The following is a 16,500-nucleotide window of genomic DNA, read 5'->3' on the forward strand; positions in this document are numbered from 1 at the left end:
AAATGTTTTGTGGGAAATGTGGAACAGAAAATGAAGATCATGCAAAGTTTTGCAAAAAATGTGGAAATGCACTGGATTATAATGCTCAGAAAGTGACGGGGGATACGTTTATATCTGAACCAGTATATCCAAGGCCAAAACGCAGAAATACAACAGTAATTGTAGCTGCAGTTGTTTCGATAGCGTTGATTTTAGTTGCTATTTTCCTTTGTCTTACAACTATATCAAAGAAAAATGAGGAAAAAAGAATTCAGGAGTATCAAAACTGCATGGCTCAGGCAGAAAATTATCTGGAAAAACTGGATTATGAAAATGCAGAAGCAATGTTCTTAACGGCAATTGAGATTGAGCCGAAAAAGAAGGATGCATATTTAAATCTTGCAGATATTTATATTGTGCAGGAAAAGTACGAGAAAGCCATAGAAATTCTTGAAAAGGCAGAGAAGAATGTAGTGGAAGAACAGGATGAAGTTGATGATAAAGATACTTCAATCAGTGATAAAAAGGAGGAACTGGAGAACCGGGGAGAATATACATGGGTTGTCGAGCCAACGATTGAGGCGGATGATATTAATTATATTACGGAGACCGGTGCATATTTTAGAACATGGAATGGAACATTTCTTCAATATAAATCACCATATGCCGTAATCCAGATAGGAGATAAAAAAGGATTGATTGATTTGGATGGTAATGTGCTTGGAAATGTAGAATATGAATGGGTTAATTGCTGGGAAGGTGAGACTTATTTACTGGGAAAAAGTGAAATGAATGATTATTCAGAAGGTATCTATGAATTAAGTAATGATATTATTATCCCTGTTAATGGAAGGGGAGGGGTTAATGGAGTTGCTTATCTAATTTACTGGTGTGATGGTTATAAATATGTTAAAGCGTCACCTGAAGTGAATTACAATAAGCCTGTTGAGCTTGTTCCCGTAAAAAAATCTGAAAAGCTCTGTGATCGTGAGGATTATATTCTGCAATGGTGGAATGAATTGGAAGAGAAGTATGCAATATGTAATGGAGATCAATTAGTGACAGATTTTATATATGATAAATGCGGTTCTTTATCGGAGGGACTTTTTGCTGTTTGTCAGAATGGAAAATGGGGATATATTAATGAAAATGGAGAAACTGTAATTCCATTAGAATATGATGCTTCTTGGAATAAAGATATTTTGAAGGATATATATATAGTGGATGAGGTTTTACCGACAGAGGGATTCTGCTATTCTGCAAGTGATGGTTATGTACCTCTTGTTAAAGATGGAAAGTGGGAATTACGCGACATCGAAGGAAATCTTGTGATTCTTCCTGGCGTATTTGAGGAAATTAGACCTGTATATGAAGGAAGATGTTGGGTAAAGAAAAATGGAAAATGGGGTGTTATTAGCTTCTCTTTTGAAAATCCGGATACTGAAGAAACAGAAGAGGAAATAACAGAGAGTACACCAGATGAAAAAAATGCATTTAAGGCACAGATATCTTTGGAAGGGAAAAATGTTGATCTTACGTTAACAGTAAACGGGTTAGATGGGAATGGAATGATTTCGGTTAAAGTAGATCCTTTTGGAAATGAATTTGAACTGAATTACGGAGAACAATATTCAGATAGTATTCAAAAAAGTTATCAGGGATATCCGAATGGACAGAGCCTCTATGATGTGCTTATTGAGAATGGCATGTTACAAACAGCTGCTAATTTTGAGACAAATGGAATGTATGATTCGGCAAAAGGATCATCAAATGTTTTTCTAACTTATTACCCGGAAGAAAATAAGATTGAATTCCTATCGAATGGAATATATGGAGTTTTGAATGGTGAGTATTATTGTAATAGCGGGGCATCCAATTAATAAAATGTTAAAAAATTAACTGGGGACGTAGGAAAATGCATTTTCCTACGTCCCCAAATTTTTGTTGGCTGTTGATAACATCAACTTGATTCGATTCAACTGATTTACTTCACTTGCGCCCGGGTCAAAATCAATTGCAACGATGTTGGATTCCGGATGACGCCGTCTTAATTCTTTGATTACGCCCTTGCCTACAACATGGTTCGGCAGGCAGGCGAAAGGCTGTGTGCACACGATGTTTGGTGCACCATTATGTATCAGTTCAAGCATTTCTCCTGTGAGGAACCAGCCTTCGCCGGTCTGATTTCCCAGTGAGACGATCTCTGATGCCATTTTACCCAGTTCTTCGATCTTTGCCGGAGGAGTAAAGTGCTTACTCTTTGCGAAGCTTTCTGTAGCCGGGGCACGAAGCCATTCCAGTGCTTTGATTCCCAGGTTTCCGATGGTTGCTTTTTTCTTTTCAAATCCAAGTTTCTGCACCTTGAAGTTCTGGTTATAGAAGCAGTAGAGCAGGAAGTCCAGAAGGTCCGGTACGACAGCCTCGGCTCCTTCACTTTCCAGAAGTTCTACCAGATGATTGTTGGCTGCCGGCAGGAATTTGACCAGAATTTCTCCAACCACACCTACACGGGGCTTTTTCACATCCACAAGCTCAATGTTGTTATCAAAGTCTTCAATAATATTTCTGCAGATTTCTTTAAAGCGTCTGCGAGATGGGAATCCGTGTGAAAGGAAGTCTGTGCAGACTTTCTTCCATTTTTCGTGCATCGCATTTACAGATCCCGGAACTGCCTCATAAGGGCGCAATCTGTAGACGCATTTCATGAAAATGTCCCCAAATACAACTGCATACATTCCCCGCATTGCAAGTGGGAGAGTAATCTTGAAACCAGGATTTCCCTCCAGACCACTCAAGTTAATGGAAATTACCGGAATATGCTCATATCCGGCTTTTTTCAATGCCCGGCGGATGAAGCCAATATAGTTGGATGCGCGGCATCCGCCTCCGGTCTGACTGATGATTACAGCGATTCTATCTGTGTCATATTTGCCGGAAAGAATGGCATCCATAATCTGTCCCACAACGATCAGAGACGGATAGCAGGCGTCATTATTTACGTACTTAAGTCCTACATCCACAGCCTGTTTATTGTCGTTTGGAAGAACATCTATATGATATCCACAAGCGCGGAATGCCGGCTCCAGCAGGTCGAAGTGGATCGGAGACATCTGCGGACACAGGATGGTGTAGTCTTTTCGCATTTCCTTTGTAAATGAAACTTTTTTAATGGCGGAAGACTGAATATCCCGTTTTTCATGTCGTTTCTCTCTGACACGGATTGCGGCCAGCAGGGAACGGACACGGATTCTTGCGGCTCCCAGATTGTTGACTTCGTCAATTTTCAGTGATGTATATATTTTGCCGGAATTGGTCAGGATCTCTGCCACCTGGTCGGTGGTGACCGCATCCAGACCGCATCCGAAGGAATTCAGCTGGATCAGATCCAGATTTTCTTTTGTTTTCACGTAGTTCGCCGCCGCGTACAGGCGGGAGTGGTACATCCACTGGTCCATAACATTCAAAGGGCGCTCTACCGGGTGAAGGTGTGAGACGCTGTCTTCGGTCAGGACGGCGATGTTATAGGAATTAATCAGCTCCGGAAGGCCATGGTTTACCTCCGGGTCAATGTGATATGGGCGGCCTGCCAGAACGATTCCGCGATTGCCGGTTTTGTCCAGATAGGCAATGGTTTCTTCGCCCTTTTTCTTCATGTCTTCACGGCAGGCAGTAAGTTCTGTCCAGGCTGTGTGAACGGCAGCTTTTATTTCTTCAGCAGGAATGGTGAAAGAATCACAGAGTTCTTCACTTAGTCTTGCGGTCAGAACTTCTTCATTGCTGAAGGAGATAAATGGATGAATGAAATCCACCTCTCCATTTACGATTGCATCAATGTTATTTTTTATATTCTCCGGGTAAGAGGTTACGATCGGACAGTTATAATGGTTGTTGGCATCTTCAAATTCATTTCGTTCATAAGGAACGGAAGGATAGAAGATATGTGGTACCTTTTCATTGATCAGCCACTGTACATGTCCGTGGGCCAGCTTTGCCGGATAACATTCGGATTCACTTGGTATGGATTCGATTCCAAGCTCATATATTTTTCTGGTGGACGCCGGTGAGAGAACCACGCGGAATCCAAGCTTCGTGAAGAAGGTGTGCCAGAATGGATAATTCTCATACATATTCAGGACGCGTGGAATTCCCATGATTCCGCGGCGGGCGTCTTCTTCTTTCAGAGATTCGTAGCCAAAGTAGCGTTCCATTTTATATGCAAATAAATTCGGAAGCTTGTTTTCGCTCTTTTCTTTTCCAAGGCCACGCTCGCAGCGGTTTCCGGTAATGTATTTACGTCCGCCGCTGAAATGATTGATGGTCAGACGGCAGTTGTTGGTACACCCTTTACATTTTGCCATGGTAGTCTTATATTCCAGAGCATTAATCTCATCAATGGAGAGCATGGTAGTGCCCTGGCAGTCGCTGTAACGCTCTCTGGCGATGAGAGCGGCACCGAAGGCACCCATAATTCCGGCAATGTCCGGACGGATTGCCTCGCAATTTGCAATTTTCTCAAAACTTCGAAGGACTGCGTTGTTATAAAACGTTCCGCCCTGTACGACGATATGTTTGCCCAATTCAGAAGCATCAGATACTTTGATTACCTTAAATAAAGCGTTTTTGATAACAGAGTAGGCAAGACCTGCCGAGATATCGGCAACGGATGCTCCTTCCTTCTGTGCCTGCTTAACTTTGGAATTCATAAATACGGTACAGCGTGTTCCCAGATCAATAGGATTCTTGGCAAATAACGCCTCATGCGCAAAATCTTCTACGGTATAATTCAGTGATTTTGCAAAGGTTTCGATAAAGGAACCACATCCGGAAGAACAGGCCTCATTTAATTGGACGCTGTCTACGGTCTGATTCTTGATTTTAATGCATTTCATATCCTGTCCGCCAATGTCCAGGATACAGTCTACATCCTGTTCAAAGAAGGATGCAGCATAGTAATGGGAAACAGTCTCAACTTCTCCCTCATCCAGCATCAGGGCTGCTTTGATTAGTGCCTCACCATATCCGGTGGAACAGGAATGTACGATCTCCACATCCTCCGGAAGCTGACTGTAGATATCTTTAATCGCCGTAATCGTAGTTCCGAGAGGATCACCGTCATTGTTATGGTAGAAGGAGTACAACAAAGTACCATCCTCGCCTACCAGTGCCGCTTTGGTAGTGGTAGAGCCGGCATCAATACCGAGAAATGCCTTACCGTGATAAGAAGCAAGGTCTTTGATCGGGACCTGGTGTTTTGCATGTCGGTCAATAAATGTTTTATAATCTGCCTCTGTAGCAAAAAGAGGCTGCATACGGTCTACTTCAAATTCCAGCTGAATCTTGCCTGCAAGTCGGTTCTGCATCTCACGGATAGAGATTTCCAGATCCTTTTTGGAATTCAATGCAGAGCCAATAGCTGCAAAAAGATGGGAGTGCTTGGGAGCGATGGTATGTTCTTCGTCCAGCTTCAGTGTGCGCACAAATGCCTCTTTCAGTTCAGATAAAAAGTGCAGAGGGCCTCCGAGAAATGCTACATGTCCGCGAATCGGTTTGCCGCATGCCAGACCGCTGATGGTCTGATTTACTACAGCCTGGAAAATGGATGCGGCCAGATCTTCCCTGGAAGCACCGTCATTAATCAATGGCTGAATATCCGTCTTGGCAAAAACACCGCACCGTGCAGCAATAGAATAGAGTGCTTTGTAATTTTTTGCATATTCATTCAGACCGGAGGCATCTGTCTGAAGAAGAGATGCCATCTGATCGATGAAAGAACCTGTTCCGCCTGCACAGACGCCGTTCATTCGCTGTTCAATATTTCCGCCCTCAAAATAAATGATCTTGGCGTCCTCGCCGCCAAGCTCGATTGCGACATCGGTCTGAGGGGCATAGTCCTGAAGTGCGGTAGATACAGCAACGACCTCCTGGACAAAAGGAACCCCAAGGTGTTTCGCAAGTGAGAGTCCGCCGGAGCCGGTAATTACCGGTGACACGTAAATAGAGCCAAGTTTGTAAATTGCTCTGCCCAGAAGATCTGACAGAGTCTCCTGAATATTGGCAAAATGACGTTCATAGTCAGAAAAGATTACGTCATTCTCATCATCAAGAACAGCGATTTTTACAGTCGTTGAACCGATGTCAATTCCAAGAGTATACAATTCTTTGTGATTCATACTATGTACTCCTTTTTACTAAATCTATGAGTTACTTCTTATTAAATGTATTTTTTCTTTTACAACCCGTAACATTATACGACAAAAAAATTGAAATGACAATTAATAAATATCATATAAATGTTAAAATACAGTTAAAGTTTAAGGGTATAATTGACAAATATATTCCAAAAAGGTAGAATGACTACTGTATTCATTCATTTTTTAGTAAGGAATTTTTAGTAAGGAGACATTTTATGAACTGGTTATCAAAGCTGGAACGGAAATTCGGAAGATATGCGATTCCGAACCTGATGAACTATATTATTCTTTTGTATGGAGGAGGATTTATTCTTCAGTTGGTGAATCCTTCATTTTATTACCAGTATCTGAGTCTGAATGCGGCGGCGATCCTTCATGGACAGGTGTGGAGGATCGTGACCTTTATTATCCAGCCACCATCAACCAGTGTGATATTTGTGATTTTTGCATTATATCTTTATTATATGATAGGAATGCAGCTTGAGCGTGCATGGGGAGCCTTTCGGTTTAATCTGTATTTCTTTTCCGGAGTACTGTTTCATGTGATTGCTGCCCTTGCAGCTTATCTGTTGACAGGGGTATCACTGCCTCTTGATACATGGTATCTGAATATGTCACTGTTCTTTGCGTTTGCTGCACTTTACCCGGATATGCAGTTTTTACTGTTCTTTTTCATTCCGGTTAAAGTTAAATGGCTGGCACTTCTGGATGGAGTATATTTCCTGTATGCATTTATTCAGGCATTTTTACCGGCATACGGTGGGGGACCTTACGGAATCATCTACAGAGCCAATGCTCTGGGAGCGGCAGTATCGATTTTGAATTTTGTGATCTTTTTCCTGGGTTCAAGAAATATGAAACCTTATTCTCCGAAACAGGTGAAGAGAAAAAAGGAATTCAAACAGAAGATGCGCCCGGTGAATCATTATGCCAATGGTGCAAAACACAGATGTGCGGTCTGCGGAAGAACGGATATTGACCATCCGGAGCTTGAGTTCCGATATTGTTCAAAATGTAATGGGAATTATGAATATTGTCAGGATCATTTGTTTACGCACACGCATGTGCAGTAACTTGTGATAAAAGAAGGATGAAAAGGGAGAAAAGTATGAAAAAAACAAAGATTATCTGTACCATGGGACCTAACACCAATGATGAGAACCTGATGAGAAAGCTGGTACAAAATGGCATGGATATTGCCAGATTTAATTTTTCGCACGGTGATCACGAAGAACAGAAAAGCAGAATGGACATGCTGAAGAAGATTCGCGAAGAGGAGAATAAACCGATTGCAATCCTTCTGGACACAAAGGGACCGGAGATCCGTACCGGGGTTTTAAAAGATGGCAAGAAGATTAAGCTGAATGCCGGAGACACCTTTGTCCTCAGTATTGAGGAAAAGAAAGGTGATGAGCATGGAGTATCGATTACTTATGCGGGACTGATCGAGGATGTTCAGATCGGTAAGACAATTCTGATTGATGACGGTCTGATTGAATTGACTGTAAAAGATAAGACGGATAAGGAGATTGTCTGTAAAGTATTAAATGGCGGAGAACTGGGAGAGAGGAAAGGTGTAAACGTTCCGAATGTACCTGTTCGTCTTCCGGCAATTACCGAGAAAGATAAAGAGGATCTTAAATTCGGAGTGGAGCAGGGGGTAGATTTTATTGCTGCTTCCTTCGTCCGCAATGCTGAATGTATTCTGGAAATTCGCGCATGGCTTAAGGAGTGCGGGGCAGGCTATATTCCGATTATTGCCAAAATTGAGAATGCGGAGGGAATCCGCAATATTGAAGAGATTATTCGCTGTGCGGATGGAATCATGGTTGCACGTGGTGACCTTGGTGTAGAAATTCCGGCAGAGGAGGTTCCGTATCTGCAGAAAATGATGATTCAGAAATGTAATGAGTATTATAAACCGGTTATTACTGCAACACAGATGCTGGATTCTATGATCCGTAATCCACGTCCTACCCGTGCGGAGGTTACAGACGTTGCAAATGCGGTATATGACGGAACCGATGCTGTCATGCTTTCCGGAGAAACTGCACAGGGAAAATATCCGCTGGAGGCTCTGCAGATGATGGTTCATATTGTGGAGAGTACGGAAGAACATCTGGATTATGAAGTGATTCTGGAAAAGGCAGGAGAGAACAGACGGAAAGGTATTTCCAGTGCGATTGGCTATGCGTCCGTATCTGCTGCAGTGAACTTAAATGCAAAATGTATTGTGACACCGTCTATGTCCGGTGCAACAGCAAGGGTGGTATCCAAGTTCAAGCCCAAGGCTGATATTATTGGTGTGACGCCAAACGAAGCAACCTTAAGACGTATGCAGATTTACTGGGGTGTACGTCCGTATAAATCTATTGAGTTCAGTAATACAGAGGATATTTTAAGTGGTGCGATTGATCTGATCTCTGCGAAGCAGGTAGTAGAAACAGGAGATATTATTGTGCTGACAGCAGGAATTCCATCTCCGAATGCATCGAAGACAAAAGCAGGAGTCAGCAATATGATGCGGATTGCCGTGATTGACTAATTATTAAGACTGGAGGGCGAAAGTACTTATGAAAAAAGAACCATTTGTAACAAAAGAACAGCTGGAAGAAATCATTAAAACCTATCCTACACCTTTTCATCTCTATGATGAGAAGGGAATCCGGAAAAATGTAGAAGCGCTGAAGGAAGCATTTTCATGGAATAAAGGATATAAAGAATATTTTGCTGTAAAAGCAACACCGAATCCGTTCCTGATTGATATTCTCCGTGAATACGGATGCGGTTATGACTGTTCATCATTGACAGAGCTCATGCTCTCTGACGCAATCGGAGCAGAGCCTGGTGATATTATGTTCTCATCCAATGATACTCCGGCGGAGGAATTTGCTCTTGCTGATAAGCTTGGTGCCATTATCAACCTGGACGATATCACACATATTGATTTCCTTGAGGAGACGATCGGACATATTCCTGAGACTATCAGCTGTCGTTATAACCCTGGCGGACTTTTTAAAATCAGCAATGATATTATGGATAATCCGGGAGATGCCAAATACGGAATGACAACGGAGCAGATTTTCGAGGCATTTAAGATCCTGAAATCAAAGGGAGCAAAAGAATTCGGTATTCATGCCTTCCTTGCCAGCAATACAGTGACGAATGAGTATTATCCGATGCTTGCAAAGGTTCTTTTTGAGGTGGCTGTAAAGCTTCAGAAGGAGACTGGGGCACATATTAAATTTATTAACCTGTCCGGAGGAATCGGTATTCCGTATAAGCCGGATCAGGAGCCAAATGACATCAAAGTAATCGGTGAGGGCGTTAGAAAAGTATATGAAGAAGTTCTTGTGCCGGCCGGAATGGGCGATGTGGCAATTTATACGGAGCTTGGTCGTTTTATGCTGGGACCATACGGGTGCCTGGTGACTACCGCTATTCATGAGAAACATACTCACAAGGAATATATCGGTGTAGATGCGTGTGCAGCAAACCTGATGCGTCCGGCAATGTATGGAGCATATCACCATATTACAGTTATGGGTAAGGAAAATGAAGTGTGTGACCATATGTACGATGTGACTGGTTCCCTTTGTGAGAATAATGATAAATTTGCAATCGACAGAATGCTGCCGAAGGTAGATATGGGAGATATTCTGGTCATTCATGATACCGGTGCCCACGGATTTTCCATGGGATATAATTATAACGGACGTCTTCGCTCGGCAGAAGTTCTGCTTCAGTCAGACGGAAGTGCCAAACTGATCCGCCGTGCAGAGACACCGGCAGATTATTTCGCGACATTTGACTGTTTCGAAATTGGAAAGAAACTTTGTCAAAAGTAGTAGAAAAAATAAAAAAAGTATTGTATTTTCAGATATAATATGTTAAACTTAATCTCGGCTTTAAGAAAAGTCGAGATAAGCGGATGTGGCGGAATGGCAGACGCACAAGACTCAAAATCTTGCGAGGGTGACTTCGTGTGGGTTCAAGTCCCACCATCCGCATTTAAACAGATTCAAAGAGATAGTCTTCCATTGTTTGGAAGACTTTTTTTGTAAATCTGCATTTTTGACAATACGAGGGAGGTGAAATGATGGAATTTTGTGTTCGTGATATGATGAAACTGGATATTTTAAAAGATGCTGATCTGTTGGGGGGAGAAAATGGACTGGAACGGACGGTCAGCGGAGTGACGATTATCGAATCACCGGATATTGTGAAGTTTATCAGTGGTGGGGAAGTGCTGTTAAGCGGACTTTATGCATTCCATACTTATTCGCTGGAGGAATTCAGACAGTATGTAAGAGTTCTGTCTAAAAAAGAGATCAGCGCGTTAATCATTAAGCGTGGGCGTGAGATGGAAAACCTGGATGAGAAAATCGGAATTCTTGTGAATTTTGCGGATGAGAATCGGATTCCGCTTCTGGAGATTCCGTTTGAAACGTCATTTCGGGAAATTATGACGGAGATTATGGAGCATATCTTTAATCAGGAGGTCATCCGTCTGAAGTATTTTAAGACAACACATGAGAACTTTGCGGCACTTTCTCTTTCGATGAACTCGAACGAAGATGGCGTGGAGAGGATTCTGGATGTACTCAGTAAGCTGATCGATAATCCTGTATCATTATTCGGGCAGAATATGGAATGTCTGGCATCTACCAGTCCGGAGATCCATGAGCTGTCAATTTCGGAACGGGCAAAAAAGTATGAACCGGATTTTTACTCGAATTACACGTATTTAAAGCAAAACGTTCTTTTAAGTGAAGAGAATGAGAAACCGTGTAATCAGTATATTGTCCGTCTGAATCTGATGTATAATGTGAAATTATACCTGGTTGTTACAGAGTGCAACAGTCCGATTGACAGTATGGCCCATATTGCTATTGAAAATGGTGTCACAGCTTTAAAGCATGAGCTGTTCAGACAGTATTCTATTGCGGAGCTTGAGAAAAAATTCCAGAGTGATATCTGGAACAATATTCTGAATGGTAAAGTGAATACTCTTCAGGAATTGAGAAGAAGTACCAAGATACTGGGAATTAATATCGAGGCCGATTACCGGGTTCTGGTGTTCTGTCTAAATGGGAATGATGACAGGAAAGCCGAAGACATGAATGAGCGCATGAAGTATTTTAAAGTACTGAATGATGCCATTATGGCGAATGTCCCAAATGTAAAGATACAGAATGATCTGGATAAGGTGATTGTAATTCAGGAAGCAAACAGTAATCAGAAGCAGGAGGCTTACAGGCGGGAACTTAAAGAAACGATTGCTTCGATTCAGAAGAAGGTATCTTCTAAATATAAGCATTTGAAAGTATGGACGGGAGTCGGCAAGGTGGTGCATGGACTGCTGCATGTGCAGGAGAGCTTTAAGGAGGCGAATGATTCTCTGCTCTTTATTGACATTCTGGGAGAGAATGTGGGGGAAGATAATGCAAGACTTATGATCTTTTCGGATATGGGGATTTTTAAGCTTCTCTGCCATCTGAAAACAAAGGAACAGCTTCTTGAGTATGTGCCGGAATCCCTGCAGAAGCTTTATAATTATAAAAAGCCGCAGCGGGAAGATCTTCTCACCACACTGAAGACTTATCTGGACAGGAATCAGAATCTGGCCAAGACTGCTCAGGATCTGTTTATCCATTATAAAACGGCGGCATATCGTATTGAGAGAATCTCGGATATTACCGGAATTGACTTTGACAATTCCAATGAGATGCTTGCAATTCGGATTGGACTGGTTGTCTACAAAATGATAGAAAATATCGATAAGTAAAAAACTTGAAGGATGCAAATTGTCTGAAAAGGATAATTTGCATTCTCTTTTTTTATCCTTTTATGCCGATGCATATTGTTAAAAAAATATCTATAATGTGAAACATAAACAAAACACACAAAACTTAATGGTTCTAATTGTGCATGATGTACAATATTATTGACTATTTTTTGACGAATCCATGCATAGAAGAATCCAATAAGTAAATTCAGAAAGTTGACAGTGTCGACGGAAGGGAGGATGTAGAGAGAAAATGAAGGCAGATATCAGTAAGATAGTTTCCCGATTGGAAGAGATCTATCAATGTGGTGCAAAAGAAGATGGTACACATACCAGAATGGCATTTTCCAAAGAGGATGTGAAAGCAAGAGAACTTTTTACAGGCTGGGCAGAACAATTGGGAATGTCTCACCGGATGGATGCGGCGGGTAATCTGATTGTCCGGATGGAAGGAAAGAACCCCGGACTACCGGCCATTCTGATGGGTTCTCATATGGATACTGTCCCGGATGGAGGACGGTATGATGGAGTAGTAGGCTGTGTCGGGGCATTAAGCGTCTGTGAGGCGATGGCTGAAGAAGGATATGTACCGAATCATCCCATAGAAGTGATTGTATTTACGGATGAAGAAGGTTTTCGATTCGGAAAGGGGCTGCTTGGAAGTTCGGCAATCTGCGGACAGGATCCGGATATCAGTGATGACGAGCCGGATATTTACGGTGAAGCGAGAGGCAGAGTCATGGAAACCTATGGAATCAGAAGTGAGAATGTCCTGGAGGCAAAGCGCGATAAAGATTCTGTACACTGTTTCATTGAACTTCATGTGGAACAGGGAGCTACCCTCGATAAGTCCGGCACTTCAATAGGAATTGTATCATCCATTGCGGGTGTGAACCGTTATGAGGTGACAGTTACCGGAGAAGCAAATCATGCCGGAAGTACCACAATGGAAGACCGCAGAGATGCACTTGTAGCTGCGGCAGGATTTATTAATAAAGTACCGGAGGTTACAACAGAATACGGGAATCATTTTACCGTGGCGACGGTAGGTACCATAAAAGTCACCCCGCATTCTGTTAATGTAATTCCAGGCACCTGCACATTCAGCCTGGAAATCAGGGATCAGAGCAATGAAGTGATGAAGCTGATTGAACAAAAACTGCAGGAATCCCTTGGGGACATCTGTAAAAAATACGATGTGTCTTATACATTTGTCCCCACATCCTTCCATGAGCCGGCACCGATGTGTGACTGGGTGAAGGCTAAGATTGAGGAAGCGGTAAAGGAGCTTGGTTATGATTATAAAGTGATTCCAAGCGGAGCCTTCCATGATTCTCTGATTATGACCGGCGTATTTCCAACGGCAATGATATTTGTGCCGAGTGTGAACGGAATCAGTCATAACAGAAATGAATTTACACGGGAAGAAGACATTGAGAAGGGATGCAATGTATTACTTGAAACCGTATTAAAAGTAGATGAGATGATATAAGTCATCTAAAAATAAAAAGAAAAAAGAAAGGCAGGGTAACATTATGACAAAGAAAAGAATTGGTATTATCGGTGGAGGAATTTCCGGAACAGCTCTTGGATATCACTTAAGTCTGTATGATAATGCAGAGATCGTGATTTTCGAGAAAGACACCATTGGAGGAGCATCTACAGCAAAATCAGCTGGAACCGTGTGTCTGTTTGACGATTCTCTGAAGAACAGATACTGGGATGTAAGACTTTATGGATTTGAATCCTACCTGAAGATGGAAGCAGAGGAGAAGGGTTCCGCAGGATTTGATAAGACAGGAACACTCGTAGTTGCTACAAATGAGAAAGTGGAAGAGACAATCAAGACAGGTATCGCTCTTGCAAAAGCGGCAGGATATACCGGAGAATATATTACAGATAAGGATCGCATTAAGGAAATCCTTCCGGATATTTCTACAGAGAACATCCTGGGTGCCGGATATACAGCAGATGACGGATATTTTGATGGAACTATGATTTCCAATACATACGCTAAGAAGCTTCAGAAAAATGGCGGCGTGATCAAAACAGGCGTTAAGGTTACAGAAATTCACAAAGAAGGAAACAAGGTAACAGGTCTTACTACATCTGAAGGTGAAAAATATGATTTTGATGTAATCGTAGACTGTACAGGACCATGGAGCAAATTCACAGGTGAAATGGTAGGAATGGATGTACCGATCTGGCATACAAAAGCAGAAGCATTCTTCTTATGTCCTCCGGGAAAGAAACTGGATTATACATTCCCGGTATTAAAGTATCCTGAATTCTATGCACTGAGAGCAGGAGATAATATCTTTATCTGCAAATCTCACCTTTCCATGGATCTGAGCAACCCGATGCATGCAGGACAGTGGGATCCGGATAAATTGCCGGCAACAGGCGGAACCGATGATTACTTCATTGATTTCCTTCTTGATCAGCTGGAAGCAAAAGTTCCGGGAATCGTAGACAGCGGACTGGTATCCTCCTGGTTATCTTACCGTGCAGAGCCAAAGGATTTCTGGCCAATCCTTGGTGAGACACCGGTTGAGGGATATATGCTGGCTACAGGATACGGCGGAAACGGAGTTATCGAGGCTCCTGCAGCAAGCCGTGACCTTGCAAAACTGATTATGATTGGAGAGTCAACTCCACTGTTAGAGAACTGGTCATTCAAACGTCTGCTTGAAAAATAATCTGACAGAATTAAAATGATAAAATTGTTTCATACAAATTAGGAGGAAATAATGAATATAGCAGTTCTTATTAAGCAGGTTCCCGTTTCAAATGATGTTTCTGTTGATCCGGAGACACACGCACTGGTTCGTGCGAGTTCAGAGGGAATGATTAATCCGGCAGATTTAAATGCCATTGAGGAAGCAATGCTTCTGAAAGAACAGACAGAGGGAAAAGTTGTTGTATTTACCATGGGACCTCCGGATGCAGAGAAGGCATTAAGGGATGCAATGGCTCTCGGATGCGACGAAAGCTGTCTGATCACAGACCGCGCTGTTGCAGGAGGAGATACGGTTGCAACAGCTAAGGTTCTGGCAAAAGCAATAGAACTCTATGGATCCTTCGACCTGATTTTATGCGGTGCACTGTCAGCAGACGGTGCAACCGGACAGGTTGGTGCAATGGTTGCAGAAGCTTTACAGATTCCGCATGTTGCAGAGATTCAGGGGATGAAATATGATGAAGCTGAGAGTGGAAAGATCGAGGCAGTGAAAAAGGTTTATGATGAAAAGGTCAGAGTACGGTGTGCTCTACCGGCAGTTTTGTCTGTAAACTTTGGAAGTAATGAGCCGCGTCTTGCAACCCTCAGAACCAAACGCGCAGCGAAGAGTAAACCACTTGTGACTTACACAAATGCAGATCTTGGATTTGCGGCTGAGGAAGTGGGTATCGCCGGTTCACCGACAGCCGTTATCGATTCCTTCCAGCCGGAAAGCGCAAGGAAGGCAAAGATGCTGACCGGTACAGGTGCTGAACTTGCTGCGAAGCTGAAAGAATTACTCGAAGAGGAGAAAGGAAAATAATAATGGCTAGTGGAATTTGTGTATTTGCAGAGAATTATAAGGGTAAATTAGAGCCGGTAGCTGCAGAGCTGATAACAGCCGCACATCTCATTCAGGAAACAACAGGTGAGAAAATCAGTGCCATTGTTGTTGCCAGAGAGTGTGATGGTATTGCGGAGGAGTTAAATCAGCTTGGCGTAGATGAAATCTATGCAGTTAAGACTGCAGAAGACTGTCTTCTGCAGGATGATGCGGTAAGTGAAGTCGTTGCGGAAATGCTTCGTCGGATTGCTCCGTCAAGCGTACTGGTTCCGGCTACACCGACCGGACGTTCTATCTTCTCAAGAGTTGGAATGAAGCTTGGATGTGGTATGACTGCAGACTGCACAGAGCTTCTTGTAGGAACAAGAGAAGATGGTTCTTACTTTATTAAACAGAATAAACCATCTTATGGAGAGAATGTTTTCGTTACAATTATTACCAGAGAAGGATTTGCCCCGCAGATGATGACGGTGAGACCTGGTGTGTATGGTGCACAGGAACCAGTTGCTGACGCACATGCAACATTGACATATATGGAAGATATCCAGATGCCGGAATCTAAGGTTGAAGTATTGGAAGTACTTCCGGCTGAGAATGAGACAGACAGCATCCTTGGTGCAGAGGTTGTAGTTGTAGGCGGACGTGGAGCTCTGGAGGAAGGAAACTTTGAGCTGCTTCAGAAGTTTGCACAGAAGGTCGGAGCAGCAATCGGAGGAACCAGACCAATGGTTGATTCTGAGATGATTCCGTTCAATCATCAGATTGGACAGACAGGACTTACCATTCGCCCGAAGGTATGTATTTCTTTTGGTGTATCCGGAGCAATTCAGCATACCGAGGGTATCAAGGATACGAAATTGTATATTGCTGTAAACACAGATGAGAATGCGGCAATCTTTAATACTACCGATTATGGTATGGTGGCAGATATGAAGGATATTCTGGAGAATTTCCTGGCAGAATAGAATGAAAACATACA

Annotated in this window: 10 protein-coding genes and 1 tRNA gene; 10 read left to right on the forward strand and 1 reads right to left on the reverse strand. The window is 42.6% G+C overall.

All coding sequences use genetic code 11. From position 1 onward, the window contains the following. The first annotated feature begins 2 nt into the window (after positions 1–2). A complete protein-coding gene (locus ACQRCC_RS00140) occupies positions 3–1,859 on the forward strand; it encodes a WG repeat-containing protein (protein ID WP_427848785.1) in 1,857 nt (618 codons plus the stop codon). Between the two features lie 45 nt (positions 1,860–1,904). On the opposite strand, the gene ACQRCC_RS00145 is transcribed toward ACQRCC_RS00140, so the two are convergent. Then, on the reverse strand, positions 1,905–6,149 hold the full coding sequence (locus ACQRCC_RS00145) for an acyl-CoA dehydratase activase-related protein (protein WP_427848786.1): 4,245 nt from the start codon (positions 6,147–6,149) through the stop codon (positions 1,905–1,907). Between the two features lie 236 nt (positions 6,150–6,385). Here ACQRCC_RS00145 and ACQRCC_RS00150 point away from each other — a divergent pair, with 236 nt between their 5' ends. From ACQRCC_RS00150 to ACQRCC_RS00190, 9 genes are all read left to right on the forward strand, one after another. After that, positions 6,386–7,243 carry a rhomboid family intramembrane serine protease gene (locus ACQRCC_RS00150; RefSeq protein ID WP_427848787.1) on the forward strand — a complete coding sequence of 286 codons (858 nt, stop codon included), beginning with the start codon at positions 6,386–6,388 and terminating at the stop codon, positions 7,241–7,243. A 17-nt stretch (positions 7,244–7,260) separates the two neighbouring features. Next, positions 7,261–8,715: a pyruvate kinase gene (pyk, locus tag ACQRCC_RS00155; RefSeq protein ID WP_427848788.1), complete on the forward strand. Its 1,455-nt coding sequence runs from the start codon at positions 7,261–7,263 to the stop codon at positions 8,713–8,715. A gap of 28 nt (positions 8,716–8,743) precedes the next feature. Further along, complete coding sequence (locus ACQRCC_RS00160; protein WP_427848789.1) at positions 8,744–10,018, forward strand: diaminopimelate decarboxylase; 1,275 nt, start codon at positions 8,744–8,746, stop codon at positions 10,016–10,018. A gap of 79 nt (positions 10,019–10,097) precedes the next feature. Then, positions 10,098–10,180, forward strand: a tRNA-Leu gene (locus ACQRCC_RS00165). Positions 10,181–10,266: 86 nt separating this feature from the next. Continuing rightward, complete coding sequence (locus ACQRCC_RS00170; RefSeq protein ID WP_427848790.1) at positions 10,267–11,958, forward strand: PucR family transcriptional regulator; 1,692 nt, start codon at positions 10,267–10,269, stop codon at positions 11,956–11,958. Positions 11,959–12,211: 253 nt separating this feature from the next. Continuing rightward, positions 12,212–13,450 (forward strand): M20 family metallo-hydrolase, encoded by a 1,239-nt coding sequence (locus ACQRCC_RS00175; RefSeq protein ID WP_427848791.1) that lies wholly within the window; start codon positions 12,212–12,214, stop codon positions 13,448–13,450. Positions 13,451–13,493: 43 nt separating this feature from the next. Further along, complete coding sequence (locus ACQRCC_RS00180) at positions 13,494–14,657, forward strand: NAD(P)/FAD-dependent oxidoreductase (protein ID WP_427848792.1); 1,164 nt, start codon at positions 13,494–13,496, stop codon at positions 14,655–14,657. 51 nt (positions 14,658–14,708) lie between these two features. Continuing rightward, complete coding sequence (locus ACQRCC_RS00185; protein ID WP_427848793.1) at positions 14,709–15,500, forward strand: electron transfer flavoprotein subunit beta/FixA family protein; 792 nt, start codon at positions 14,709–14,711, stop codon at positions 15,498–15,500. A gap of 2 nt (positions 15,501–15,502) precedes the next feature. Continuing rightward, a complete protein-coding gene (locus ACQRCC_RS00190) occupies positions 15,503–16,486 on the forward strand; it encodes an electron transfer flavoprotein subunit alpha/FixB family protein (RefSeq protein ID WP_427848794.1) in 984 nt (327 codons plus the stop codon). The last annotated feature ends 14 nt before the right edge of the window (positions 16,487–16,500 follow it).

The sequence above is a fragment of the Sporofaciens sp. SGI.106 genome, assembly GCF_050314255.1.
Taxonomy (GTDB): Bacteria; Bacillota; Clostridia; order Lachnospirales; family Lachnospiraceae; genus Claveliimonas.

Excerpts from the sequence above, each read along its gene's own strand:
- ACQRCC_RS00140 (WP_427848785.1), top strand. The coding sequence starts at position 3 with ATGTTTTGTGGGAAATGTGGAACAGAAAATGAAGATCATGCAAAGTTT.
- ACQRCC_RS00145 (WP_427848786.1), bottom strand. The coding sequence starts at position 6,149 with ATGAATCACAAAGAATTGTATACTCTTGGAATTGACATCGGTTCAACG.
- ACQRCC_RS00150 (WP_427848787.1), top strand. The coding sequence starts at position 6,386 with ATGAACTGGTTATCAAAGCTGGAACGGAAATTCGGAAGATATGCGATT.
- pyk (WP_427848788.1), top strand. The coding sequence starts at position 7,261 with ATGAAAAGGGAGAAAAGTATGAAAAAAACAAAGATTATCTGTACCATG.
- ACQRCC_RS00160 (WP_427848789.1), top strand. The coding sequence starts at position 8,744 with ATGAAAAAAGAACCATTTGTAACAAAAGAACAGCTGGAAGAAATCATT.
- ACQRCC_RS00170 (WP_427848790.1), top strand. The coding sequence starts at position 10,267 with ATGATGGAATTTTGTGTTCGTGATATGATGAAACTGGATATTTTAAAA.
- ACQRCC_RS00175 (WP_427848791.1), top strand. The coding sequence starts at position 12,212 with ATGAAGGCAGATATCAGTAAGATAGTTTCCCGATTGGAAGAGATCTAT.
- ACQRCC_RS00180 (WP_427848792.1), top strand. The coding sequence starts at position 13,494 with ATGACAAAGAAAAGAATTGGTATTATCGGTGGAGGAATTTCCGGAACA.
- ACQRCC_RS00185 (WP_427848793.1), top strand. The coding sequence starts at position 14,709 with ATGAATATAGCAGTTCTTATTAAGCAGGTTCCCGTTTCAAATGATGTT.
- ACQRCC_RS00190 (WP_427848794.1), top strand. The coding sequence starts at position 15,503 with ATGGCTAGTGGAATTTGTGTATTTGCAGAGAATTATAAGGGTAAATTA.